A 24,462-nucleotide genomic window follows, 5' to 3' on the forward strand; every position below is an offset into this window, starting at 1 on the left:
GACAATATTGCTTTATACAATAAAAAGTACACCAAACTACCAAGAATTGAAAATAGTCTGGTGTATAGGATTTTGATGAATTAAATACCAAAAGAAAAATTCATGGTAGCAGAACCATCAATATTGATATTTTCAGTGATAGCGCCACCCATGGTGGTTGAACCTGCCAATGTCGGTATTACAGTAAAATCGGCACTGAATACTTTACCCGCTTTCGCTGTGGTGGCATTTTCAGACCAGCCAAAACGGAAGTTATTGGTTAATGTTTCCAGAGTATGCCCACCCTGCAATATGTTATTCGCATCGATAAAATACAGTAAGCTGCTCACACCATCGACCATAGCATTGCTCATCGTCGTTTTATAAAAACCCAGTTTCCCTGAGCCATTTACAAAACCCAAACCAAAGTTATGAATAGTGCTATCGCTAACAGACGCTTTACGGTTATCTATCGCGGTTAAGCTTAGGTACGTCACACTATCACAGGTGACCGTCCAGGTTTTTGTGATTGATGGCAATACTGTGACTGCTGTGCCACTTTTCACCTGGCTTGCTGAAATCTCACCGACATTATAAATACCGCCATCAGGGGCATTGACAGTGCAAGTTGGAATACCAATCGTCCCTTTAACTTTCAATTCTGCAGTCGGTGCTGCTGCATGGGCAGTCACGCTTAATAGCAAAGAAGATAAGATGGCAGAATTTATAATCAGGCTTTTCATAACCATTAAATACCAAATGAGAAGTTCATTGTTACTGAGCCATCGATAGTTGCATCTTCGGTAATCGGGCCGTTCATCGTCGTGGTTCCGGCCAAAGTGGGTGTAATCATAATATCAGTACTAAACGATTTACCAGCGATAGCGACGGCAGAGGCATTGGAAAAACCATAGTAATAACTATCGACTAAAAAAAAGCTGGTTCCTGCTGTTGCAGCCCCTGTACTCAACCTGTAGTACATGGAAGTGCTGTTTCCATCAACCCGTGAATTACTTAATGTCACGGTATAGAAACCAATTTTACCGGTGTTATTAATATTGCCCAGTCCATGATTTCGGGTGGTTGAAGTATCACTTACAGATGCTAAGCGGTTATCAACACTGGTATAACTTAAATACGTTACCGCATCACAATTGATAGTCCAGGTTTTGGTCACTGTAGGTAATACTGTGGTGGCGACACCTGGTTTCACATTCGTGGCTGAAATCTTACCTAAATCGTAAATACCACCATCTGGGGCAACGACCGTACAACTTGGCACGCCCAATTTACCCTTAACTTTTAATTCTGCCGAAGGCGGTGCCGCCTGAGCTGCAACAGATAAAATTATTGAAGTAAAAAGAGTAAATTTAGAAATATACGTTTTCATAGAATGAGAACCACTCGGATATATTTATATTATCAGCACTTATCCACAAATATAACGTCAGGCAAAATAAAGGGCAGAAATACCAATCTGCCCTCATTTTATACCCTGATGTACGGGTAATTAGATACCGAATGCAAAGTTCATGGTCATTGAGCCGTCGATTTCTGCATCTTCAGTGATCGGGCCACCCATCACGGTAGTGCCACCCAAAATTGGGCTAACGGTAATATCAGCAGTGAATATTTTACCGACGCTTTGGGTGTTGGCCGCAGATGACCAACCAGTACGCATACCCGTGGTTAGGCTAGCATTGATGGTGGCGGTGAACGTTGAGTTCACAGAAGAAAATAGGTTAGATGTTTTACCATCAACAGTGCCTTTCGCGATTTGTGCTGTGTAGTAACCGATTTTGCCGGTGCCATTCACGTTACCCATACCGAAGAAAGTTGTACCCGTAGCACTGGCAGATGCAGCACGGTTATCCACTGGCGTAAAGTTCAGATAAGTTTCCGCGTCACAGGTTACTGTCCAGTTTTTAGTGATTGGCGTCAGTGCTGTGGTGCCCGTACCTGATTTAATCAAAGATGAAGATAGTTTACCAAAGTCGTAAACACCATCATCCGGTGCATTCACTGTGCAGCTTGGCACAGTTAAAGTACCGATAACTTTTAATTCCGCAGTAGGTGCTGCTGCATTGGCAGCGTTAATACCAAAAATCAAAGAAGACAGTACAGTAATTTTAGCCAGTTGCTTTTTCATTTAAATAATCCTGATATATAATGTTTATCGCGTTGCGATACCCAAACTTTATAGGCCTAGTGCCTGGGAGTTGAATTCATTTATTATTTGGTTGACCCAAATCAAAATATGAGCTCAAAATTTATGCTGCTATTAAACAATTTAAGACATTCCTTGTATGTAAGACTAAGGGATGACTTGGTGTAGGAAAGGTCTTACGCAGCGATAACTTATGGTAGAATTTCGGTGAATAAAATTTATTAATCGGCGTTTAGTCAGGTAAAAACCAGAGAATATTTCGAAGGTATTATTTATATAAAAATATAAATGCATGCTAAATCAACAGATTAAATTAACCATTCTATTTTTAGCTCAAACTCATTTTTATATTGTATAGCCAGAACTATTCGTGAAAATAGTATTCCAGCGTTTACTCATTAAAATAGAAAAACTGCTTTAGTTATTATATTTTTGATCAACAATCCCCTTTCATCTCAGATAATATTGAAATGGCGTGTTATTTCAGCCAATTCATTCATCGCAACCTTAAGCTAATTTTCAACTTTACTATCCAATAAAAAGCATATTGAATCAGTATCTTACTAAGTGCACAGCCCTTTATACTCAGAGCATTATGACTTTTATAATGGTAATACCCGATGGATTATTATTTGGGAATTGACGTAGGAACCTCAAAAGTAAAATCAGTGCTATTTGACGCCCATTTCAATGAGTGTCTGGTTGTCTCTGTTGATAACCTCACTCTGTCGCCCCACTCCGGCTATGCAGAACAAGATATGCAAAGTCTTTGGCTCGGGGTGGTTTCCACCCTGAAAACGGTAATGGACTCGCCGTTATTACGACAAAATAAGATTCGTTCCATTGGCATAACCGGACAGGGAGAAGGTGTCTGGTTAGTGGATAAACAGGGGCAACCACTACGTAATGCTATCTTATGGAGTGACACGCGTAGCACCGCATTAGTTGAATATTTTAAGCAACAGCCAGGCCTGGAAGAACAACTGTACGCCATCAGTGGCACGCCCTTATTGCCGTGCAATAGCAGTATCATCCTCTGCTGGTTACAGCAATATGAACCTGAGACATTGGAACAAGCAGACCGCTTCTTTTTTGCCAAAGACTGGATTCGCTATCAACTGACTGGGGAGTCCTGGTTGGAAATCAGTGATACCGGCACCTCATTGCTAGATTTACAACGCGATGAGCTATCAAATGAGGTTCTGTCGCAATTAGGAATATCGCATACCGCCCGATTATTTCCCCCGTTATTGCCATCAGCGGCGGTTGCTGGCCACATCACCACGTCGGCCGCGCAAATGACTGGATTAGACGTGGGTATTCCTGTTTGTGCCGGTGCGCTGGATGTGTCAGCAACCGCACTCGGAATAGGGGCGGTGAATCATGGTGATGTCTATACCATCCTCGGCACCACTTGCTGTACCGGTATTGTTTGCAATGATCTCAAGCGGATTAATCGGCAAACTCGCTTTGTCCCCCATGCGTTAAGTGGCAATTATATCAATCTGTTTGCTCTGCAATCCGGCACTCCCAATATTGATTGGGCGCTGTCACAACTCACCGACAGCAAAGATTTCTCACAAACCCACCGCAAGCTTGAAGCCGTACCCGCCGGTTGTGATGGGGTATTTTATCAGCCCTATATCAATGGCGAACGTGCACCATTTTATAGCCAATCAGCGCGAGCCGGTTTTTTCGGTATCAGTCAACACACCACAAACAGCCATCTGTTACGGGCGGTTTTTGAAGGACTGGCGTATGCCATCAAGGATTCTCTCACTGATTATCCTGCAGGAGGACGTTTGTATTTAGCGGGCGGCGGCACAGCCTCAAACCTGTGGTTGCAAATTATTGCTGATTGCACTGGCCGCGAAGTCATCACACAGCGAGTAAAAGAGTTGGGTGCCCGCGGGGCCGCCATGCTGGCAGCTCAAGGCATCGGACAAACGGCATCTCTCGTGGACTCACTCGAAGACATCACCCGCTACACACCCGACCCACAACAAATGTCGACTTATAACGCGCTTTACCCCGTTTTCCGTCAACTACGCGACGCGCTACAGCCCGTTTGGCAAGCCAGAGAACACGCCTTGAGCCAACTTAATGACGTTAAATCTGCCTCTCACTCTCAGGACAATCTATGAAAACGCTCTTTACCGCAGAATATGCTGGCAGCCTTGACCATTTCCATCAGCTTGGCGAATTAGTTATCAGTGGTTGGGCAGCAGGGAAACCCAAGCTGAGTGAGGAGCAGTTGATTGCACTTGGCCACGATACTGATTTTCTGGTCACCAGTTATGATGATATTACTGCGCGTGTGATTAAAGCTTGCCCGCAACTAAAGCTCATTGCCTGCACACGCGCCAATCCGGTCAATATTGATGTGAATGCGGCAACAGAACGGGGGATTCCGGTTATTTATACTCCGGGGCGCAATTCTGATGCGGCGGCAGAATTAACCATTGCATTGATGCTGAATCTAGCCCGCCACATTCCGCAGGCCCATAGCGCTCTGAAACAGGGTCAATTCACGGCAACCACTCCGGGGAATTCCGGGCTTAAAACAGATGTGGTATGGGATGTGACCAAAGACAGCCCTTATGAAGTGTTTAAAGGCGTGGAATTACGGAATAAGATCTTAGGTATTGTCGGTTATGGCAGTATTGGGCAGCGCGTTGGGCGTATTGCGCGAGCCTTTGGTATGCAGCTGTTGGTGGTCGACCCTTATGTTTCAGAGGTCGAATTAGACGAGCCGGGCATCCACAAAACCACATTGGATCAGCTCTTCAGCCAGGCTGACTTTGTCACTTTACATCTGAAAGTCACCCCACAAAGCGAAGGATTAATTGATAGCCGCTTATTTTCACTAATGAAACCAGAAGCTTATTTTATCAATACCTCACGCGCGGCAGTGGTCGTTGAGCAACATTTAGTGGATGCTTTGCGGCACAAACAGCTGGCAGGTGCCGCGTTAGACGTCTATGCCCATGAGCCCATCCACGCCAATCATCCTTTTATTCATGAGTTTGATAATGTGGTTATCACCCCACATATTGCAGGAGCGACACATGAGACGTTGGTTAAACATACGGCTATGATTGCGCAGGATATTGACCGTTTTCTACGCAATGAGCCTTTATTATATCGCTATAACTGAGCGACAAGCGTGAACGGTCTCTTTAGGCCAATCTGGGAGTATGTGCCATAAAATCAAGCGTATGCGCCCAATTCACCACTCCGGCATCCGATCCCAAACCGGTTGCCACCAATCCCGCGACTGCCGAACCCAGTTCGCAAGCCTGTTCCAGTGACCAGCCGTTGACTAAACCGGCAATAAATCCACCGCAGTAACTGTCACCACAGCCGGTCGTATCTGATACTTTCACCTGATAAGCTGGCACACGGAAGTGATGCTGTTGATTTATCACATAAGAGCCTTGCGCTCCGGCTTTAAAAATACAGGTACCCACCCCTAAATCGAGGAAAAACTGCCCAATCTCCTGCGGATTATCCAGCCCGGAGATAAAAGCGGCCTCTTCTAATGCGGGCATAAAATAATCAATGTCAGCCAGCATGGGTTTTAGCAACGACAGTGTGTGTGAGTTGGGCGCGATGAGATCAAAACTGGTGACCACCCCTTTGCTTTTCGCATGATGCAATAGCCGTGCACTTTGCCCTTTGTCCATCGCAGCCAGTAACCCACTGCCGCCATGGTGCAAAAATCGGGTATCACAAACCGTATCAAAATCAGTATCATCGACATACCAATGGTCAGATGCCCCTCGACAATGCAACGCCGGCCTTTCACCATCCGGTCGAATAGTCAAAATAGTGGCTGAGGTTTCTGCTTGCGTGGTGCGCTGAATGAGCGAGCTATCAATCCCCAATTTATGATAAACACTCAGAATAAAATCAGCTTTCTCATCCTCTCCCAGACAAGCAGAAGTCGCGGTATGAATACCCAACTTGGCAGCATTCATCGCCGCACCACTGGCAGTCCCAGCAGGGTTAAGACGAATTTGATCGATAAAATGCACCCCGCCCTTTTCAGGAATACCGGTGACCGGACGCCCAGCAATATCTAAAATGGTCAGGCCAACAAACACCGCATCAAATTTACTCACTGCATTTCCTTATTCGTATGCTACTGCACGTTGGGAGCGTTTAAGATTGCGCTGGATAAATGACAGTGCCAACGCACCAACCAAAATAATGCCAGTCAGTGCATCTTTAACAATAAAATCAAGGCCTAATAGATTAAAACCATTAGCGACCATGCCAAGAAATAGCACGCCGACGAGGGTGCCAGGCACATTCGGCCGCCCCTGAGCATGAAAAGCCGTACCAATAAATACGGCGGCTATGGCGTCCAACAAATAGGCCTGACCCGCAAGGGGCGTAAACTGGCGTAAGTTTGCAGACAAGATCACGCCGGCGAATGCACAGGTCACTGAGGTAATAATTAATGTCCAGAACAAATAGCGTTTTACCCGAATACCAGCGGCATTTGCCGCCTGACTGTTCAGCCCCAGAGCATGAATGCGCTTACCAAAGATGGTGCGTTCAAAAAAGATAAAATAGAGCAGAAACAGCCCTCCGGCAAAAATCACCGGCAAGGGAATATTAGCCCATGACCCCACCGCCAGATGGTGATATTCCTGCGCCATACGCCGAAAAGCGATCGGCCCACCGCCATCGGTATAGATCCGCTCCACACTGCTACCGATGAAATAAGTCCCCAAGGTCGCCAGAAAGGGTTTAACGTTACACCAAACAATTAAGAAGGCATTCAGTAAACCAATTAATGCTCCCCCCGCCAGGGCAGCTAATATCGCCGCTTGCCAGGATAATTGGTATTGCTTGAGCGCGATAAGTGCAAAGGCCGCACCAAAATCCAGTGCCACCCCGACCGACAGATCTATCCCGCCAGCCGTCACCACCAAGGTCATCGCCAGCGCCACAATCAGTAGGATAGCATTCCCTTGTAATAGATTTTGCAGATTACCCATAGAAAAAAAGGCCTGTGTTTTCAATGAGAAAAAAATAAAAAATGCGGCTACTATTAAAACAAATCCATACTGAATGAGTAAGTACTTCAGAACAGGCAAGGCCCGTTGACGGTATTGAATGTTCACATTTCTCATCAGTAACGCCCTCTAGACTTCAATGCAGAGGTCGCTAGCACCAGTAATATCAGCGCACCTTTTATCGCCCCAACCCAGAAAATATCGACGCGCAATAGCGCCAATCCATTCGACAATGCATTCACTAACAACGCACCAAGCAAGGCTCCGCCAATTGTCACCACCCGGCGACGTGAAAATGCAGAACCGATGAATGTCGCGAGAACCATTTCTAGCAATAATGACTCTTCAGTCCCAGGCGAGCTTCCTGACCCCCGAGCCACCAGCGCTAATGCGGCCAACACGGCAGTGAGCGCGGCCAGCAGGTATGATTGCGCCACCAGCCGTTTGACCGATAACCCTGATATTTCAGCTGCTTCGCGATTACCGCCACTCGCCTGTAAATGTAAGCCCCAGCGAGTTCGGTATAACACAAAGAGCAATACGGCAAAAATGAGCAGCATAAACCAAACCGCTACGGGCAATTGCCAATAGCGATTGTCGCGAAAAGCCACTATCGCACTATCGGTCACACTTATACGTCGCTGTTGAGTTATTAGGTTAGCGATACCGATAAAGGCGACTGAACTGGCTAATGTCGCCAATAATGGCGGCAATCTAACCCAAACCACTAACACGGCATTGAGCGCACCCGCCAGTAATGAGGCACCCACTGCCCATATCACGATGGTCAAATAGTCTGCACCTTCATTAGTCAGCCCATCACTGATGATGGCCGCGGCCAAAACAGCAATCGCCGGCAGCGAAATATCGATTCCCCCCGACACGACGTCATCTCCGCCGCCAGTCACCACACAAACCAAACCGAAACAAAGGATAGCCAGTGGCACGGTCTGGCGCAGAATGGTGGTGATATTTTGCCATCCAAGAAAATAAGGGGCTTGTACGCAGAGAAAGATCAATAAAGCTGCGAACAGTAATATCGGAATGTTATCAATGAATTGCCGTTGATACGGCCAGAAACGGTTGCCACCCAGAGGTTTGTTTTTCACCTGTCCGTGACTGAGTTGACTCATATCAGTGCCTCCTGTTCTGGCGGTGGCGATAGAGATTGTGAGCTGCCGGTGGTTAATGCCAATAAAGCTTCCTGAGTTAAATCGTGTGTTGAGACTTCGGCCACCAACTCACCGCGTAACATCACTAAAATGCGGTCACATAATCCGATAAGCTCACTGGCATCACTGGAGGAAACCAACACACTTTTTCCGCTGGTCACCAATGATTCAACCAATTGATAAATCTCAGCTTTAGCCCCCATATCCACACCTAATGTCGGTTCATCCAAAATAAACAGATTGGCATCTGTTGCCAGCCAGCGGGCTAAAATCACTTTCTGTTGATTGCCGCCGCTAAGGAAACGCACCGGCTGGTGAAGATTATTCGGCCGAATACGCAAGCGATTTGCCAACCCCTCGGCGCGCGCGGCCGCTTTACCGCGTTGTTCCCAGCCAGCCAAAGCCACATCGGATAATGACGCCAAATTAATGTTATCGGCCACCGGCATTTCCAGCACCAATCCCTGATGGCGTCTATCTCGTGGCACCAGCACAATGCCCTGTGCAATAGCGTCGGCGGGAGAAAAGATTGATTGCGACTGATCATTGATAGTGATACTCCCACTACTTGGTCGTTGCAGGCCGTAGAGGGTGTCAATCAGCGCGTCTCGCCCGGACCCCAATAGGCCGGCAATGCCGACAATCTCACCTTCAGCGACTTGAAAACTCAGAGCAGAGAATTCGCGATTAACACTCAGTTGGTTAACCTCAAGCCGGGATTTAAATGCCGTTTTAGCGCGGCGTGGGGCAAACAACGCATTGAGATCTCGACCAATCATCAAGCTGATTAATTGTGGAATATCCTGTTGAGTCACCGCAGATAAAGTGGCAACGTCTTTGCCATGACGAAATACGGTGACGCGGTCGCACAACGCCGTTATTTCCGACAAGTAATGTGAGACATAAATAATGGCAATACCGCGCGATTTTAATTCACTGATGGCGGCAAACATTCGCTGCGCCTCACTGGCTTCCAACGGGGCTGTCGGTTCGTCAAACACCACCAACTGCGCTTGACCATCAATCAGCGCACGGGCAATTTGTACTAATTTGCGTTCAGCAATACTCAGTTCGCTGATTAAGGTATTGCCGTCAATCTCGGTATTCAGAATTTGCCTGAAAAACTGCTCTGCTTTTTGCCGCATCGCGTGCTTATCCAGACCCAGCCATGGGTGGCGTAACTCTTGCCCCATAAAGACGGATTCAGTCACGGTAAAGTGCGGGATTAAGTGCAACTCCTGATGGATAAAACGGATACCACTCGCGTGGACAGTTTTAGCCGTGACGGGGTTAAGCCGTTTATCATCAACAATAATTTCGCCACTATCCGCGTGATAAACTCCAGCCAGAATCTTGATCAAGGTGGATTTGCCCGCGCCATTTTCGCCAATGAGGCCATGAACCTCTCCCGGGCGAACCTGTAGCACGGCACCATCCAGTGCGACAGTTCCCGGAAACGACTTTCTAATATCATTCATTTCAAGGCCACCCACGGCGTGGGTGCCTGAATAAGCAGAATATGTCATGGTGTTATTTCAAATCGCCGTAACCAAGCTGCTTGTAGACAGCCTTCGCCTCTTCTGGCCCGTTGACTGGCAGTACCGGTACGAAGGTTTGTGGCAGTAATTTTTCACCGGCAAAGTAGCGAGCTACGTTATCGGCAGAAGTTTTGCCAATCAAATGAGGTTGTTGCGCGACGTTGGCGACCAGTGGGCTGCCCTTTTCCGCCATGATTTCCAGCGTTTCTGGCCCGGCATCAATCGCCGTCACTTTAACATCACCTGCGCGACCGCTCTCTTCCAATGCCTGCACAATACCTATAGCAGGCTGATCCCAGCAGGCAACATGGATGGCGTCCAAAGTCCCTTTCGGATGTTGACTCAGTAATTCCAATGTTTTTTTACGGGCATCTTCCGGGGAGTTAGCATATTGCTCCGCTAATTCCGGCTGAATAATTTTAATACCGGGATAGTCCTGCAATACATATTTCCACAGATCGTAGCGAATACCACAAATACGCAATGAATTAGAGAAAGCATTAAATACCGCTATATTGCCCTTGCCCCCTAAGGCATCTGCGGTATAGCGGCCAATGGTGCTGCCGATAGTGTAATTGTCGGAGGTGGTGTTATTGATGGAATAAGGTGACACATGATCAACGGTAAATACCGGGATACCTGCCGCCTGTAATGCTTTAAATTTAGGTTCGACTGCGCTGTCACCCAGAATACTGATAACCGCATCGACTTTACGCGCCAGCAATATATCGTGGTTATCGGCATGCACCTGGTTATCACGCCCACCGTCCACCGCCACCACTTTCCCACCCAGTTTTTCGACCTCACTGGATGCCCCTTTAAAAGCTTCACGATCCCAAAAGTGCTGTGTTCCCACCACTGCCACACCGATTGTTTTCCCTTGCAGGGAGAGAGCTTCAGTTTGTGCCTGGACACTACTCGCTAACAAAACCAGCCCAGAAAGACCGGCAGCTATTGCGGTACTAAGCGTTTTCTTCTTGGTCATCTTGTTATTATCCTTTTATTCACTGCTTGTTATTTGCCACTTTTTCTTTGTGTATTCCCCTGATAAAACACATAGAAACTAGCAATGCCGCCGGACAAAGCGAAATAACAAAAGTGATAAAGGAAAGTTAAAAAATGGGATTGTATTTTACAAGTGATTAACCGGAAACGGACTATTAGCCCATCTCCACCCGTGTGCGCAATTGACGTGCTAACCCTTTCGCGCCTTCGCGCATAACACTGTTATGGTTCCAACGAAAGAGCGGTGCTGCTATCGGGGCCAACTGGTTCATCCAGCGAGTATTGGTGCGAATATGCCAGTCGTAACGAACAACCGTGGCTGTGCCATCATAAAATAATGACCACAATCCGACACCTTCAACCGCACCACTGGCTTGCCCCTCTAGTAACTGCAATGGTCTGATGGCTAAGACATAAATATCAAAAGTTATTCGGTAAGGAAGCACCCCTTTCCAGGTATAACGGTGCAATGCGCCGATGCCATTGCGATCGCCCTTTTTTATCTCGACAACCTGCTCCAGACTTTTCCACCAATTTGGCCACAGGTCAGGGTGACAAAGGATGTCCCATACAGCTTGAAGCGGGGCCTTGACTCGCCAGGTGGTGGAAAACCGATACTCAGCCATGACATCAAACTCCACATCAAGGGGCAAAAAAATGCTCAGGAAAGTGCACATTAACTATCATGGCATCCATAACCACCGTTTCCCGTTGTTGTCCATCAGCCCCATAACTCACTACTTTTACGGGGAAATTTTGATTCTTCTCCAACCAAACATCATAACGATGCACATTATCCACCGTGACACCTGCGAGGCCCGTTACTGAAAGATGTAATACGGGCTGCTGCACGAGCACTTCCTCGCCGAGGATGTCCGTCTTTCCACCTTGTTGCAGACGACGGATATCGCGAAGTAATGTCCCTATATCAGATTGATCTACACGATGTTTATTCTTGTCACGTATCAAACTATTGGTCGGTAATAAGCTCAACACCGGTAGGCTGTTCACCCCAAATGGCCATAATCGTACTTTGCCACTGACTGGGTCGTAGACCAACGCGGCCCCATTGTGGGGTTCCGCGAAATCCATGCGCACATACCCCGGTTTACGGTAGCTGTAGCGAATCACGGTTAAATCACCCGCAACAGGCTGTGAGCGCACTCTGACCTGATAGGACTCAATCTGCTCGAAATGGCGTAGTGCCACGTCGATAGGGTCATCAGCAACTGAACTCGTTATTGGGGCGAATATCATAGGAGCATCATGCGTTTCAGGGCTGACCGTCAGGGCATAAACAGGACTCGACGACATGAATACTGCCACCAGCGTGGCAATTGAACCGGTTAAGCCGCGAATAGTCGCCTCCTGCATGGGCACAAATCATTGATGCCCATAATTAACTATAGGCCTAAATATCAGTAAGCAATGAACAAGCGGGATGTCATATTTACGCCCTAAATAATTCGAGTTGCCGTCAGGCCGCTAACACACTTGCAGCATGAAGTATGACGACGATATATCGCCTGATTTCACCCACTTACTGTGATAAGGATCGCTGAATTTTTTTTCTATAAGTGCTTGAATAATGAAAGAGCATGAGAAATTTTACTCCTCAGCAAGATGAGCTTCTCACTGGTTTTCGAGGCGGTCCTTTCAAGTGCTCGGGTATCTCTCCATGAAACAGTTGCGTTCATGACCACTTTTACGGCATGTTTACAATAACACTTCCCTGCTTTAGACGTTCGAATTATCACTTTGTGAGCAACCTGATGATTAAGTGGCTGTGGAAAGCAAACCAACCGCAAGCGGAGATGCTTGCACAGTGGCGTGAAGCGCTGAACATCCCCCTATTGGCACCTTTAAATGAGGAGGAACAACAGCGGCTTGTCTCTGTCGCCAGCCATTTATTGCAACAAAAGCGCCTGGTGCCACTGCAAGGGTTAGTATTAACACCGCTGATGCAGGCCCGTCTGACACTGTTATTTGCCCTGCCAGTTATGGAACTGGGAGCGAAATGGTTAGATGGCTTTCATGAAGTCCTTATTTATCCCTCCCCTTTTGTGGTTGACGACGACTGGCAAGATGATGCTGGCCTGGTCCATTCAGGGCAAACCCTGCAGTCCGGCCAGAGTTGGGAACAGGGGCCTATTGTTCTGAATTGGCAAGATATTCAAGATTCATTCGATTTATCAGGCTTTAATCTGGTTATCCATGAAGCCGCTCATAAACTGGATATGCGTAACGGCGGGCATTCAAACGGCGTGCCCCCCATCGCCATGCGAGATGTTGCAGCATGGGAGTATGACCTGCATCAGGCGATGGACAATATTCAAGATGAAATAGATATGGTGGGTATCGATGCCGCCAGTATGGATGCCTATGCCGCCAGCGATCCCGCAGAATGTTTCGCGGTATTATCTGAATATTTTTTCAGTGCGCCTGAGTTATTGGAAAACCGTTTCCCGGCGGTTTATCAGCATTTCTGCACTTTCTATCGTCAGGACCCGCTAGCCAGACTAAAACGCGGGGAAAACGAGAATCAAAATATTGAAAGCTCATCTCCAATGGATTAGTTATCGGCTCGCCGCTTTAGGTAATACAAGATGCGAGGAAGAATAAAAACATCAGGCTAGCTTTATTTAGCCGCAATAAACATATTCTTTGCTCAGATGCTGAGCAGTCGGCCCAAATGTACTAATTTAGCGTTGACAGTATCGGGCATGCTAGATATCATGCGCCCCGTTCACACGATTCCTCTGTAGTTCAGTCGGTAGAACGGCGGACTGTTAATCCGTATGTCACTGGTTCGAGTCCAGTCAGAGGAGCCAAATTAGAAAAGCCCGCTTAAGGAAACTTAAGCGGGCTTTTTGCTTTTATATTTAATGGTGACGATCATGAGAGGCTCGAATTAATCTAATGATTTTGTGCAGACTATTTTCTGCATAGGTCGGCAAATCACCACCATTGCTATCGCGCTACAGAGCGGGAAAAAAGCCAGTTGTAACCAAGGGAAGATAGCCTCATGGGAGGGTGTCAATGCGGCGTCAAGTTGGTTGCCGAGAAAGAAATTTCCCGCCAATACCGCACATCCTCCGGCAGAGGCAAGCGCGCCATAGTGCGCGCCCAGCGTCGACTCCTTAGCAAACCACGGAATCAAATCTTTCACTGAAGGCACCAGCAGCATTTGTCCCAGGGTCAGTAACGTCACAAAACAGACGGAAGGCAAAAGCCGGAGTTCATTTTCAGGTGGAGGGGTGGCGGCAAACAGCGCGACGCTAAGAAATGAGACAGAAACAAGCAAAAAACCCACGGGCAGAATACGCACAGCGCCTATGCGGCGAGCAAAACGTGCAAGTGGTAACTGTAGGGCGATAATCAGCAACGATGCCAGCATAAACAACGGGCCAAGGTCTTTTTCGCTGCCGCCAGCACGTTGAATTTCCACAGGAAGCGCAAAATATAATTGGTTATAACTTAACAGCCATGAGCTATAGGCGATAATAAAAGCGACAAATCGTGGCTTACGGAATGTCGTCCACCACGGAAGAATGTTTAATGTCTGTTTCTTGACATCCGTTGGTGGAAGACAAAAAAACAGCACTACCAGTGCGACTACGAAGACTCCAGACCCCGCCAGCGCAACCTGGCGAAAACCTAACCCTGTTAACAGTGCCCCCGCCACCGGACCAAGTACTGCTCCCAGCTCGCCACAAACCGCAAACAACGCAAACCATTCCGCCCGGCTGCGTTTCCCGCGCGATTCGCTTTGCGTTCCTGCCTTTGCCAGTAACGCTTCGATTGACGGAGAAAATAGAGCACCGCCGATGCCTGTAAGACAAGCACCAATGATTATCGGATACAGGGACTGCCCAAATGCCAGTAGCAAATAGCCCGCCACACGAATCATACAACCGCAGAGGATAACGATACGTGCACCGTAGCGATCAGATAACGCACCGCCAACAATAAACATGCCTTGCTGCGAAAAGGTTCGCAAACCTAATATCAGCCCGATGAGCCCGCCGGACAGCATCATATCTTCGCGTAAGAATACCGCCAGAAATGGCACAACAGCGTAAAAACCAATATTAAAAACAAACTGGCTGCCGAGTAACACAGGCGGCCAAAGCTGAGTAACTGGCCGCAGAATTGGCAAAGGCATGCTCATGACCTGGTCTTAAACGATGTAGTGGATATGTTTTTTTCCGTGGAAAGGAGAAATCTCAATCTTTGTCTCTACCTTGAACACATCCCAAAGCAGCGATTCTGTAAGGATCTCCTGCGGGCTACCCGCGGCGACAATCTGCCCCTGTTGCATCACAATCAACGCATCACAAAACATGGCGGCATGGTTGAGATCATGAATAGCGATAATGCTGGTCACGGGCAGTTCGCTGACGAGTTTCATCAACTGTATCTGATGATGGATATCCAGATGGTTGGTCGGCTCATCAAGGAGAATCTCCGTTGGCGATTGTGCGAGAGCTCGTGCAATGTGTACACGCTGGCGCTCGCCACCCGATAAACTCAGCCACCCCTGTTCGCTTTTGCTCAGCATATCCACGCGCTGGAGCGCGGCAGTGACCGTATCGTCATCTTGCGTGCTCCAGTTAGAAAACGGAGAGTGGTGAGGAATACGCCCCAATTTGACCACGTCGACAACGCGCATATTCGCCTCGGTCATGCCGTGTTGCTCCACAAACGCCACCCGACGCGCTAACTGCTTTTTAGCCATCTGGGCGATGTTTTGCCTGTCCAGCGTGACAGTCCCTGAGTCAGGGTGCCGTAACCCAGCGAGGATACGTAACAATGATGACTTACCGCAGCCATTAGGGCCAAGTAACCCGACTGTTTCTCCACTCGAAGCACTCAACGAGACGTTGTTTACGATGGTTTTTTTACCCACCCTCCAGGTAATATTTTCAGCGGCAATACTCATCACTTATTCCTTGAGCGGTAGATAATGGCGGCAAAGAACGGCACGCCAACCAGCGCAGTGACCACACCAACCGGGAGGCTTTGCGGGGCGATCAATAAGCGCGAAGCTATATCGGCCAGCACCATCAAGATAGCGCCTGCCAATGCGCTGGTGATAAGCAACCGGTGATGCAGCGGCCCAAAGAAGAAGCGCATGACGTGCGGAACGACTAATCCCACAAAGCCAATAGAACCAGCCATGCTAACGATAGTGGCAGTGATCAGTGCAGTGATGGTGAACAGGATCAGACGAACCCAGGGAACAGCAATGCCCAGAGAGGCTGCCGCATCATCGCCAAAAGTAAAAGCATCTAATGCTCGAGAATAGTAAAGGCACACGGCAAACCCTACCAGCACAACAACCAGAACAAGTTGAAACTCAGGCCATCTCACACCGCTGAAGCTACCCAATAACCAGAACATCACGTCACGTGCCTGCTGCGCGCTAGCCGATGTGCTAATGGTGTAAGCGGTTATAGCATTGAAGAGCTGAGACGCAGCAACGCCCGCCAGTATGGTGCGCTCATTGCCGCCGCGCGCGCCATTGGTCAAAAAGGCGACAAATACGAAGGCGGCAAGTGCCCCCGCAAATGCGCCGGCGGAGAGCGACACAGCACCGGTTCCGATACCCAGTACGACCACTGAAACCGCACCCGTTGAAGCGCCCGCAGAAACACCGAGCACGTAAGGTTCTGCTAGCGCATTCTTTAGCAGACTTTGCAATACCGCACCGCAGCATGCCAACCCGGCACCGCAGCAAGCCGCAACCAGCACACGGCTCAGTCGAAAGTCCCAAATTACACTTTCGTAAATGCGGCTAAGGGGCACCTCTGTCAGCCCAAGTTTATTGCTTATGGCATAGAACACGCTTCGCAACGGGATAGATAGCTCACCCACGCTGACGCCAATCGCGATCACCAGCAATAACAACACCACTGAAAAAACACTCGATACACCTAGCAGAAACGTCTGTTTCATCGGTTGTGCCACAGCGGTCACTTATTTAGCCCCAGATTTCTGAGCTGTTCACCCACTTGTTCAGCACCATAGATTGTCCGAATAGTTGGGTTCATCGCCTGACCATCCATCACGACTATGTGACCTTTTTTCACCGCATCTAATTGGCTCACAGCAGGATCGGTTTTGAGGAATTTAATTTTTTCTTCCGCGTTATCAAGCACCCAGCGATTGCGGTCAAGGCTTGAAACGACAATCACGTCAGGATTCGCAGCAATGATGCTCTCCCAACCAACAGTTGGCCACTCTGTCTCTGAAGTGATAGCGTTATGCCCGCCTAATACATTAGCGATAAAACCCGAAGCGCTGTTCTTGCCGCCGACATAGGCGTCAGATGAGGGAGAAGAGCTGGAGAACCAGAAAACAAATGAAAGGTCTTTGTTGTTTTTGCCGAACTCATGACGAAGATCTGCTTCGCGTTTTTTAAAATCGGCAATCAGCGCCTGGCCGCGGTCTTCGACGTTGAAGATTTTGGCGAAGTCTTCAATCTCTTTATAAAGGAATGTCATGTCCCACAATTTTTGGCGGCTGCCGTACATATCGCCAATATCTTTTGTGGTTGCGCACATACCAGGAGACATATAGCTATTTACGCCAACGGTAGCGAAATCTTCGCGCTTGGCGACTTTACTTTCTGGGCCGAGCAGCAAAGGCAGTTGTGCGGGAACAAAATCAGGATTTTGGGCAAGAATAGATTCAAGCGTCGGTATTTCTACCGTCAGTATTTTGATTTTTTCATTCTGTTTAGCAAGTTGTGGCAGAACTTTAGTCGGCCAAAACGCACTAGCGACCATCTTATCCTGCAATCCTAATAGCAGCAGAACCTCGACGGTATTTTGTCCCAGTGCAACAACGCGCTCAGGGGCTTTGGTAAACGTCTCTTTATATCCACAATTTTCAATCGTTAGAGGATACGTGGTTGCCAAAGCAGAACTGACTGAGGCGAGCACCATGCCTAACGCGCAGAGGACCTTTTTCATTTAACACAACTCTTTAGCGGAATGAACTTTGAATACGGAAACGCAATGATAATGAAAATTATTTATTATGCGATAAAAATTTACTGCTTAACCTATGAGAAAATATGCATTAAATACATATCAATATTACGAAATTAAATAGCCAGATCGTCAGCCGACTTAAAATTCGTTATCATCCCCACCCACTCTTGACCCGGGTTGCTTGATGTCTAAGATTATCGATACCTTTATTGCCCCGCCGTGCCATGACAAGATAGAGATTCTCTATCAGGACGATCATCTGGTGCTTATCAATAAACCCGCAGGGCTACTCAGCCTCTCGGGGAAAAACCCGCAAAATCTCGATTCGGTGCATCATCGGCTGGTTCAAATATTCCCCGGCTGCACCCTAGTCCACCGCCTCGATTTCGGTACTTCCGGGCTGATGGTCATTGCGCGCAATAAGGCTATTAATGCCGCTCTCTGCCAGCAGTTCAGCCAGCGCACCGTAACCAAAGTGTACAGCGCCCTGCTGTGCGGGCACCTGGATGACAACGAAGGCGTGATAGACGCAGCGATTGCTAAAGATCCGGCGCTGTTCCCGCTGATGTCAATTTGCGCAACTCACGGCAAGCCCGCTAGCTCCGGTTATCAGGTCGTTGAGCGTTTTTATCATGAGTTGGAAGACGGGGCGTTACTGCCATTGACGCGGGTACAGCTAACCCCGGAAACCGGGCGGACTCATCAACTGCGCATCCACTGCCAGCAGTTGGGCCACCCGATTTGGGGCTGTGACCTGTATGGTGGTCGCCTACTGCCGGGCACCGAGCAGACACCACGACTGATGCTGCACGCCAGTGAGTTACATTTTGTTCATCCCATTAGCGAGGAATGGATCAAAATCAGTAATGCCAGCCCGTTCTGAGAACGGCTAATTACCACATCAAATCATCGGGCACTTTAAAATCAGCATACGGATCTTCTTCATCTTGCTCTTCCTGACTTAGCGCACTATTTAAGACAATACTGTTCGCATCTCGCTGTGCAATTTTATCGGCGACACTCGCGGGGATAATCGCGTATTCACTCTCACCATTGTTATCCGTAACTCTACGAGCAATGGCGAGACGACCACTAATCAGCTGAGTTTGAGTAAGCTTATCCACAACTATTTTTTTAATTAAATTATTATCGGTGAAGTTAAAACCAATATCGCCTTTTGAAATGATGATTCTGTTCATTTCAATGAGCTGCTTCACCTGAGCTTTATACTCTTTAGATAAAGCCGCTTGTTTTTGTTGTTCGCTTAACTGTTTATCACGCTCAAGTTGTGCTTTTTTATTTTCTTCCACCGCTTCTCTCGCCTCACGCGCCTGAACTCGTGATTTTTTAGCTGTTCGTTGGACTTTAGCCATTTTTTTGCTACTCACTAATCCCGCTTTTAGCATCTGCTCTTGTAAGGTAAGTTTTGTCATTTTCGTTTCTAAGTCAGTTGAATAATTTGTGGGATTATACCTGTTATTTTTGAGGCTGTACCCAGCCAGAAAGCCAAAAATAGGTATGAGTGCCCAACTCAGGGTCATTCTCTATCACAATGAACAGGGGATCGCGGTACCTCCCGCCGCGCTACACAGGGATGACTCAGGGAATACCTATGTTATCTATCGTCAGACGGCAAACTCACCTGTCAAGCGGTACAGCATTACCGATATAAACTCACCGCTATTTCCGATTAAGAATACGCAGGAAATCCGCTTTACTTGATATCAATGAAAGTGCATTAGCAATTATTTCATCACTAAAAATAGAGGCAATATCCTTCAGCACATCGATATGTTCTTTTTCTTTCGCGATAACCCCAATAGCAATAAACATCACATTACTTCTATCCCAGATAACCCCATCCGGGAATTGGAAGATCTCAATACCTGTTTTAACAATAATATTTGTGGCTGATTTAGGCAGATGGGGCAAAGTAATCCCATTTCCCAGGAATGTTGAGACTTGCTGCTCCCTTTCATTAAGAAAAGCGACACAGTCCTGGTTGATATACCCTTTTGCTTTAAACTCTTTTCCTACCATGGATAAAACTTCAGCCTTGTTTCTTGCATGACATCCTAAATGGAGATTTTCAACGGTAATATTGTCTATCATGGCCTGTCCCCTTTGCGATATGACGTATTTTATCTCATATAAAGTAGTATCAATTAATTACCGGAAGACAGTTCTTCTTCTAGTTGCTCTAATGATTTATTGGCAGTTTCAGGTAAAGCTGCGACCACAAAGATAATGGCCAGATAGTTGATGAGCGCAAAAATCAGGAATACTGAACCCAAGCCCAATGTTGCTTCCAGCACTGGGAATAAGTAACTCACAATCGCATTCATGATCCACATAAAGAACACTGAAATGCCCATAGATAAACCACGAATTTTTAATGGGAAGAGTTCGGCAAGTACAACCCAGGTAAGGAACCCCATAGTGCCTTGCATAACACCGACAAATAACGCCCCCAGCAACCAAATAACCGTGGCTTTGATTTCACCCATTAGATAATAGTCAGCACCGGCGATAATCAGGTGCAAGGTTGCCATGAGAGCAAAACCATAAACAATCAATGTCTTTCGCTTAAAGCGGTCAACCAGGAACAGCACACCAATGAGCATACCGCCAACAGAAAAAACGCCATTCAGTACGTTACAGATCAATGACATTCGCTCAGAAAATCCGGCAGTTTTCAGTATTTCGGTGCCATAGTACATAATCACGTTAACCCCGGTTGTCTGCTGTAATGCGGCCCAGACGATACCGACCAAGATTAATTTTAAGATCCACGGCGTATGTAAAATAATGGCCAAATCTTTCCTGGCATATAAATGCTTCTCTTTTTCAGCATCAATCAACGTCACAATATCTTCAAATTCTTTAATGGCCCGCGCTTCGGGACGGATCTGTTTTAAGATGGCTAATGCTTCTGCGCGTCGATTTTTACTGATAAGCCAACGGGGGCTTTCTGGAGAACGCCACATCCCAACCAATAAGCAAATGGCAGGAATAGTTTGTACCAGCAACATATAACGCCAGACTTCAGGAAGATGGCCCCAAACGATACCAATCACTGCGTTGATGGCAAAGGCAGCTAATTGGCCAAAGACGATGGCGACTTCATTCAACCCAGTCAGTTTGCCCCGCATTTCTGTTGGCGCAACTTCAGAGATAAAAGTAGGTGCCGTAACCGATGCACCGCCTACAGCATATCCGAGTAAAAATCTGGCAATTAAAAGACAGGTAATATTAGGTGATAATGCGCACAATAGCGCACCAAAGAAGAAAACAAAGGAGAGGTAGAGTAAATATTTTCTGCGGCCAAAAAAGTCAGCCAGTTTTCCGCCCAAAATACTACCAATGGCAGCACCGACCAAGAGTACACTCATTACCAAGCCGACGGTTGTTGGCGTCAGGGCCATATTTTCTTTCAAGGACGAAAATGCGCCATTAATAACACCCGTGTCATAACCAAAAAGCAAGCCACCAAACGTAGCGACTAATGTTATTTGATGTAATCGTTTTCTCTGTTGTGCATTGAGATTCATCGTTAACGACATATCCTTACCTTTTATTTGAGTATCCATTTAATGCCAAAAAGAGTTTTAAAAAATAAAACACTCCCACACCGTCAATATAGAAAGTGATAAAGAACTTTTTGACACTCTGATTTATTAATTAGATAAATACAGTTATTGAAGCCAAATAAACTTTTTTACAGAGTGTGACGTTATATTACTTATGATGGTTTTTCCGTTTTCCATGCTCCTTTTACACAGCTGATTCTTAACTTACCCCCGATACCAATCACTCCTACATCAACTTGTTACCTATTAATCCTTATGAAGCATCAGTGGATAACCCGCTATCTTATGAGGCGCTCAGCTCTGATAGTGAGATACTTAACTGTGAGATAACATATCATTCAAATTGAAACTAAAATTCTATATTGATCACAATGTGATATTTAGGTTTCATCACGAGTGAGTATTTAAAAGGCATGATATTAGTTTGTAAAATGAAAAATTTTAGTAACTAATTGAAATTAAAATAAAAAAAATACGAAATCATGAGGCATTATCACTCTAGTTTTGATAAGGTGACAGTAAAAGCAGTTATGCTTTTTGTGAGCTGGATAACTTTTTTGTTTCAAAAAAATATTCCAACGGAATAAAATATCGCATTGAAATGTTAATAATCTCCAGCATGACTTTTCGCTTAACAGACTCGACTGATCAAGGGGATGTGGATAACTACGGCGGGGTAATATCGGGGCTAATGAGAAAAACCCACTTAAGCAGAACTCAGTAGGTTTTTGACTGTTGGATTAGTTTTGCAGTGTTACTTAATGACATTACAGCGCATAAAAGATTAATACGGCAATACCACCAAATAAGATCCATTTGATCAAATAATAGATTGTGCGGTTCCAGGCTTTCAGGCGTTTGCCTACCTTACGTACCGCATAGATATATTTAAAGGCTCGATTGACCCCTCCGGTCCTATCCCCTTCTTCATTGGGTGCTGTGGCGGCACTCATCAGATTGCGCCCCAACCAATGGTTGATCCATTGTGCCCAGCGATAACGCATCGGGCGTTCAATATCGCAAAATAAGATAAGCCGGTCCTGCCCACTCTGATTTTCGGCATAATGAATATAGGTTTCATCAAACAATACGCCCTCGCCATCACGCCAACTGTAGGTCGTACCATCAACATCAATAAAACAGCGGTCATCATTTGGCGTGATTAAACCAAGGTGGTAGCGCAAGGAACCTGCATAAGGGTCTCGGTGGCGAGGTAAACGGCTACCATCCGGCAACTCAGCAAACATTGCCGCTTTCACCGACGGTAGCCCTTTTAATAAGGTGGTGGTGTGGGGGCACAATGTCATTGCCGATGGGTGGCTGTCTTCATACCATTTCAAATAAAAGCGCTTCCAACCCGTTTTGAAGAAAGAATTAAAACCGGCATCATTATATTTATCCGATGCTTTGATTTGCTGGATTTCCATTAATGCTTTACCTTCCTCCCTGATTTTTAACCAGTTATCTCGCAAAACGGCCAGTTCGGGGAAAAGATCTTGCTGTAAATAAGGCGTGGTGGGCACTCGTGAGAATAGATACATAAAGACATTAATTGGTGAAACGAATGTCGAATGGTCTGAGAGTTGACGCCAGAATTTATAACGAACTTTCCCACGAAAATGCACATAGGCGACACACAAGATGAAAACCAACAACACGATATATTTCATGATGTCCTATCAATAGTCTTTGCGGTAGCTAAATATTTAGTCTATTCCTATTAAACTTTCCAACTTAAAAATATTAATAATAATGACAATGGAAGGTAATATTATGATTAGTAAGCAATAAATGTTTGAACATCATTATCGTTTATTGTGAAACACCCGGTAAAACAACGCCCTGCGGGGAAATCGTCACTTAATTCTCGCAACAATTGCAATTCAAAATACCCGGTATCCAGCGAGTAACTCAGTAATTTTGCCTCAAGAAAATCAAAATAACGCCCAAGCTGCGGATAGACGGCTTTAAATAAACTCTCTTTAGCGGAAAACGCCAATGTCAGCAATTGGTTAAAGGGTAATGGGCTATCCTGGAAACAATAATGCTCTTCTTCACTGAGAATACCCGGCCATAAGTTAGCGGCTCTTTCAACAGGAATTAAGCTTTCGATATCCAGACCCACACCATGCCGACGGAAGTTGGTTTCTGTCGGCTCACCGGCAGGTGTTATTATTTGTGCAGTGCACAAAGCGCGTTGGTTATTATGGCTGATGCTACCAATCAAACCGGTCGGCCACAGGGGGGCACGATCGATGCCATTTGCCAGAGGATAATCGCGAACCTCCAACATATTCAATACCTGCCGGGCAACAAAGCGCCCAGCCAGATATTCAGCACGCCGTTTAGCAACGGCTTTTTGTAAACTACCAGGAAACGCAATGCCATACACGGCAAATAGCTCATCCCGGTATCCATTCACATCAAAATCACATTTAGCCAAAAGCCCGTGAAACAAGGGTTGGTCATTTAAACCGGCGGCCGGTAGTGCGGTAAAGGTAAAATTGCGGATGAATACCGAGGTCACGCGTTGTCCTATTCATGTTGATTTATAGCGTTTTATAGTAGTAGCTAACCTTGTTTGCCACAATATCAGAACCCCACCATTTGAACTAAAACGTTATCCACTTCAAGTTGTGTCACCTTTATTACCCGACAAATCCTATCTTTTACCCTGCATTTTAATAGGGTTTATGTCACCATGAAATGCAACTTCACAATTATTGAAACGCAGTTCCTATCGTTTCTTTTTCTGTGACAATGGTCAATTTAAAAGCAAATGTAAACAGCTAGGTTGAATAGCCTAAGGATAAAGGAATCGTCCTTTATATAACTATTCCACCATGAGAAATATTGCCCTTTTATTTATTGTTTTAATGACTTCTGGAGACCACTGAATGAAATTTCCTAAGCCACTACCAACACTCTGTCTGACTATTTCTGCCATTTTATTTAGCCAAATAGCCGCTGCTCAACAAATTAAAGC

23 protein-coding genes and 1 tRNA gene are annotated in these 24,462 nt (G+C 46.4%); 5 read left to right on the forward strand and 19 right to left on the reverse strand.

Annotated elements, in window-relative coordinates:
• Positions 1-80 precede the first annotated feature (80 nt).
• The 3 genes from ACNSO8_RS20420 to ACNSO8_RS20430 all read right to left on the reverse strand — a co-directional run bounded on the left by ACNSO8_RS20420 (position 81) and on the right by ACNSO8_RS20430 (position 2,128).
• Positions 81-728 (reverse strand): DUF1120 domain-containing protein, encoded by a 648-nt coding sequence (locus tag ACNSO8_RS20420; protein WP_418395710.1) that lies wholly within the window; start codon positions 726-728, stop codon positions 81-83.
• Entirely contained in the window at positions 728-1,369 is a 642-nt protein-coding gene (locus tag ACNSO8_RS20425) for a DUF1120 domain-containing protein (protein ID WP_418395711.1), read from the reverse strand. The genes ACNSO8_RS20420 and ACNSO8_RS20425 overlap by 1 nt, the downstream gene beginning before the upstream one ends.
• Positions 1,370-1,489: 120 nt before the next feature.
• Positions 1,490-2,128 carry a DUF1120 domain-containing protein gene (locus tag ACNSO8_RS20430; RefSeq protein WP_418395712.1) on the reverse strand — a complete coding sequence of 213 codons (639 nt, stop codon included), beginning with the start codon at positions 2,126-2,128 and terminating at the stop codon, positions 1,490-1,492.
• A gap of 638 nt (positions 2,129-2,766) precedes the next feature.
• Here ACNSO8_RS20430 and ACNSO8_RS20435 point away from each other — a divergent pair.
• Both ACNSO8_RS20435 and ACNSO8_RS20440 read left to right on the forward strand, forming a co-directional pair.
• Positions 2,767-4,290: an FGGY-family carbohydrate kinase gene (locus ACNSO8_RS20435; RefSeq protein WP_418395713.1), complete on the forward strand. Its 1,524-nt coding sequence runs from the start codon at positions 2,767-2,769 to the stop codon at positions 4,288-4,290.
• Entirely contained in the window at positions 4,287-5,303 is a 1,017-nt protein-coding gene (locus ACNSO8_RS20440) for a 2-hydroxyacid dehydrogenase (protein ID WP_418395714.1), read from the forward strand. The genes ACNSO8_RS20435 and ACNSO8_RS20440 overlap by 4 nt, the downstream gene beginning before the upstream one ends.
• 22 nt (positions 5,304-5,325) lie before the next feature.
• Here the strand turns inward: ACNSO8_RS20440 and ACNSO8_RS20445 are convergent, their stop codons facing one another.
• The 7 genes from ACNSO8_RS20445 to ACNSO8_RS20475 all read right to left on the reverse strand — a co-directional run bounded on the left by ACNSO8_RS20445 (position 5,326) and on the right by ACNSO8_RS20475 (position 12,262).
• Positions 5,326-6,270, reverse strand: coding sequence for a carbohydrate kinase family protein (locus tag ACNSO8_RS20445; RefSeq protein WP_418395715.1), 945 nt, complete (start codon positions 6,268-6,270; stop codon positions 5,326-5,328).
• A 9-nt stretch (positions 6,271-6,279) separates the two neighbouring features.
• A complete protein-coding gene (locus ACNSO8_RS20450; RefSeq protein WP_418395716.1) occupies positions 6,280-7,290 on the reverse strand; it encodes an ABC transporter permease in 1,011 nt (336 codons plus the stop codon).
• On the reverse strand, positions 7,290-8,306 hold the full coding sequence (locus ACNSO8_RS20455) for an ABC transporter permease (protein ID WP_418395717.1): 1,017 nt from the start codon (positions 8,304-8,306) through the stop codon (positions 7,290-7,292). The genes ACNSO8_RS20450 and ACNSO8_RS20455 overlap by 1 nt, the downstream gene beginning before the upstream one ends.
• The gene (locus tag ACNSO8_RS20460; protein WP_418395718.1) at positions 8,303-9,871 is read right to left on the reverse strand and encodes a sugar ABC transporter ATP-binding protein; all 1,569 of its coding nucleotides are present in this window, start codon (positions 9,869-9,871) and stop codon (positions 8,303-8,305) included. Before ACNSO8_RS20460 ends, ACNSO8_RS20455 begins: the two co-directional genes overlap by 4 nt.
• 4 nt (positions 9,872-9,875) lie before the next feature.
• Complete coding sequence (locus ACNSO8_RS20465; RefSeq protein ID WP_418395719.1) at positions 9,876-10,868, reverse strand: sugar ABC transporter substrate-binding protein; 993 nt, start codon at positions 10,866-10,868, stop codon at positions 9,876-9,878.
• A 175-nt stretch (positions 10,869-11,043) separates the two neighbouring features.
• The gene (locus ACNSO8_RS20470; RefSeq protein ID WP_418395720.1) at positions 11,044-11,514 is read right to left on the reverse strand and encodes an SRPBCC family protein; all 471 of its coding nucleotides are present in this window, start codon (positions 11,512-11,514) and stop codon (positions 11,044-11,046) included.
• A gap of 16 nt (positions 11,515-11,530) precedes the next feature.
• Complete coding sequence (locus tag ACNSO8_RS20475) at positions 11,531-12,262, reverse strand: DUF1571 domain-containing protein (RefSeq protein ID WP_418395721.1); 732 nt, start codon at positions 12,260-12,262, stop codon at positions 11,531-11,533.
• 398 nt (positions 12,263-12,660) lie between these two features.
• On the opposite strand from ACNSO8_RS20475, the gene mtfA reads away from it, so the two are divergent.
• Both mtfA and ACNSO8_RS20485 read left to right on the forward strand, forming a co-directional pair.
• On the forward strand, positions 12,661-13,464 hold the full coding sequence (gene mtfA / locus ACNSO8_RS20480; protein ID WP_418395722.1) for a DgsA anti-repressor MtfA: 804 nt from the start codon (positions 12,661-12,663) through the stop codon (positions 13,462-13,464).
• A gap of 179 nt (positions 13,465-13,643) precedes the next feature.
• Positions 13,644-13,719, forward strand: a tRNA-Asn gene (locus tag ACNSO8_RS20485).
• 80 nt (positions 13,720-13,799) lie between these two features.
• Here ACNSO8_RS20485 and ACNSO8_RS20490 read toward each other — a convergent pair.
• From ACNSO8_RS20490 to ACNSO8_RS20505, 4 genes are read right to left on the reverse strand one after another with little or no spacing between them, the layout of a single operon-like run.
• Positions 13,800-15,053, reverse strand: a complete 1,254-nt coding sequence (locus ACNSO8_RS20490) for an MDR family MFS transporter (RefSeq protein ID WP_418395723.1) — start codon at positions 15,051-15,053, stop codon at positions 13,800-13,802.
• Positions 15,054-15,068: 15 nt separating this feature from the next.
• On the reverse strand, positions 15,069-15,830 hold the full coding sequence (locus tag ACNSO8_RS20495) for an ABC transporter ATP-binding protein (protein ID WP_418395734.1): 762 nt from the start codon (positions 15,828-15,830) through the stop codon (positions 15,069-15,071).
• Positions 15,830-16,846, reverse strand: coding sequence for a FecCD family ABC transporter permease (locus ACNSO8_RS20500; protein ID WP_418395724.1), 1,017 nt, complete (start codon positions 16,844-16,846; stop codon positions 15,830-15,832). Before ACNSO8_RS20500 ends, ACNSO8_RS20495 begins: the two co-directional genes overlap by 1 nt.
• 17 nt (positions 16,847-16,863) lie before the next feature.
• A complete protein-coding gene (locus ACNSO8_RS20505; protein ID WP_418395725.1) occupies positions 16,864-17,865 on the reverse strand; it encodes an ABC transporter substrate-binding protein in 1,002 nt (333 codons plus the stop codon).
• 205 nt (positions 17,866-18,070) lie between these two features.
• Here ACNSO8_RS20505 and ACNSO8_RS20510 point away from each other — a divergent pair, with 205 nt between their 5' ends.
• Entirely contained in the window at positions 18,071-18,769 is a 699-nt protein-coding gene (locus ACNSO8_RS20510) for an RluA family pseudouridine synthase (RefSeq protein ID WP_418395726.1), read from the forward strand.
• A 10-nt stretch (positions 18,770-18,779) separates the two neighbouring features.
• On the opposite strand, the gene ACNSO8_RS20515 is transcribed toward ACNSO8_RS20510, so the two are convergent.
• The 5 genes from ACNSO8_RS20515 to ACNSO8_RS20535 all read right to left on the reverse strand — a co-directional run bounded on the left by ACNSO8_RS20515 (position 18,780) and on the right by ACNSO8_RS20535 (position 24,003).
• Entirely contained in the window at positions 18,780-19,319 is a 540-nt protein-coding gene (locus ACNSO8_RS20515) for a DUF2058 domain-containing protein (RefSeq protein WP_418395735.1), read from the reverse strand.
• 247 nt (positions 19,320-19,566) lie between these two features.
• Positions 19,567-19,998: a PTS sugar transporter subunit IIA gene (locus ACNSO8_RS20520; RefSeq protein WP_418395727.1), complete on the reverse strand. Its 432-nt coding sequence runs from the start codon at positions 19,996-19,998 to the stop codon at positions 19,567-19,569.
• 53 nt (positions 19,999-20,051) lie between these two features.
• Positions 20,052-21,449 carry a sugar porter family MFS transporter gene (locus ACNSO8_RS20525; protein ID WP_418395728.1) on the reverse strand — a complete coding sequence of 466 codons (1,398 nt, stop codon included), beginning with the start codon at positions 21,447-21,449 and terminating at the stop codon, positions 20,052-20,054.
• Positions 21,450-22,243: 794 nt separating this feature from the next.
• Positions 22,244-23,146, reverse strand: coding sequence for a lipid A hydroxylase LpxO (lpxO, locus tag ACNSO8_RS20530; protein WP_418395729.1), 903 nt, complete (start codon positions 23,144-23,146; stop codon positions 22,244-22,246).
• A 107-nt stretch (positions 23,147-23,253) separates the two neighbouring features.
• A complete protein-coding gene (locus tag ACNSO8_RS20535; protein WP_418395730.1) occupies positions 23,254-24,003 on the reverse strand; it encodes a 4'-phosphopantetheinyl transferase family protein in 750 nt (249 codons plus the stop codon).
• Between the last annotated feature and the right edge of the window lie 459 nt (positions 24,004-24,462).

The organism is Yersinia sp. LJYL362, assembly GCF_048323875.1.

Excerpts from the sequence above, each read along its gene's own strand:
- ACNSO8_RS20475 (WP_418395721.1), bottom strand. The coding sequence starts at position 12,262 with ATGCAGGAGGCGACTATTCGCGGCTTAACCGGTTCAATTGCCACGCTG.
- ACNSO8_RS20455 (WP_418395717.1), bottom strand. The coding sequence starts at position 8,306 with ATGAGTCAACTCAGTCACGGACAGGTGAAAAACAAACCTCTGGGTGGC.
- ACNSO8_RS20490 (WP_418395723.1), bottom strand. The coding sequence starts at position 15,053 with ATGCCTTTGCCAATTCTGCGGCCAGTTACTCAGCTTTGGCCGCCTGTG.
- ACNSO8_RS20430 (WP_418395712.1), bottom strand. The coding sequence starts at position 2,128 with ATGAAAAAGCAACTGGCTAAAATTACTGTACTGTCTTCTTTGATTTTT.
- ACNSO8_RS20515 (WP_418395735.1), bottom strand. The coding sequence starts at position 19,319 with ATGACAAAACTTACCTTACAAGAGCAGATGCTAAAAGCGGGATTAGTG.
- ACNSO8_RS20505 (WP_418395725.1), bottom strand. The coding sequence starts at position 17,865 with ATGAAAAAGGTCCTCTGCGCGTTAGGCATGGTGCTCGCCTCAGTCAGT.
- ACNSO8_RS20525 (WP_418395728.1), bottom strand. The coding sequence starts at position 21,449 with ATGTCGTTAACGATGAATCTCAATGCACAACAGAGAAAACGATTACAT.
- lpxO (WP_418395729.1), bottom strand. The coding sequence starts at position 23,146 with ATGAAATATATCGTGTTGTTGGTTTTCATCTTGTGTGTCGCCTATGTG.
- ACNSO8_RS20510 (WP_418395726.1), top strand. The coding sequence starts at position 18,071 with ATGTCTAAGATTATCGATACCTTTATTGCCCCGCCGTGCCATGACAAG.
- ACNSO8_RS20420 (WP_418395710.1), bottom strand. The coding sequence starts at position 728 with ATGGTTATGAAAAGCCTGATTATAAATTCTGCCATCTTATCTTCTTTG.
- ACNSO8_RS20465 (WP_418395719.1), bottom strand. The coding sequence starts at position 10,868 with ATGACCAAGAAGAAAACGCTTAGTACCGCAATAGCTGCCGGTCTTTCT.
- ACNSO8_RS20450 (WP_418395716.1), bottom strand. The coding sequence starts at position 7,290 with ATGAGAAATGTGAACATTCAATACCGTCAACGGGCCTTGCCTGTTCTG.
- ACNSO8_RS20470 (WP_418395720.1), bottom strand. The coding sequence starts at position 11,514 with ATGGCTGAGTATCGGTTTTCCACCACCTGGCGAGTCAAGGCCCCGCTT.
- ACNSO8_RS20520 (WP_418395727.1), bottom strand. The coding sequence starts at position 19,998 with ATGATAGACAATATTACCGTTGAAAATCTCCATTTAGGATGTCATGCA.
- ACNSO8_RS20500 (WP_418395724.1), bottom strand. The coding sequence starts at position 16,846 with ATGAAACAGACGTTTCTGCTAGGTGTATCGAGTGTTTTTTCAGTGGTG.
- ACNSO8_RS20440 (WP_418395714.1), top strand. The coding sequence starts at position 4,287 with ATGAAAACGCTCTTTACCGCAGAATATGCTGGCAGCCTTGACCATTTC.
- ACNSO8_RS20460 (WP_418395718.1), bottom strand. The coding sequence starts at position 9,871 with ATGACATATTCTGCTTATTCAGGCACCCACGCCGTGGGTGGCCTTGAA.
- ACNSO8_RS20425 (WP_418395711.1), bottom strand. The coding sequence starts at position 1,369 with ATGAAAACGTATATTTCTAAATTTACTCTTTTTACTTCAATAATTTTA.
- mtfA (WP_418395722.1), top strand. The coding sequence starts at position 12,661 with ATGATTAAGTGGCTGTGGAAAGCAAACCAACCGCAAGCGGAGATGCTT.
- ACNSO8_RS20435 (WP_418395713.1), top strand. The coding sequence starts at position 2,767 with ATGGATTATTATTTGGGAATTGACGTAGGAACCTCAAAAGTAAAATCA.
- ACNSO8_RS20495 (WP_418395734.1), bottom strand. The coding sequence starts at position 15,830 with ATGAGTATTGCCGCTGAAAATATTACCTGGAGGGTGGGTAAAAAAACC.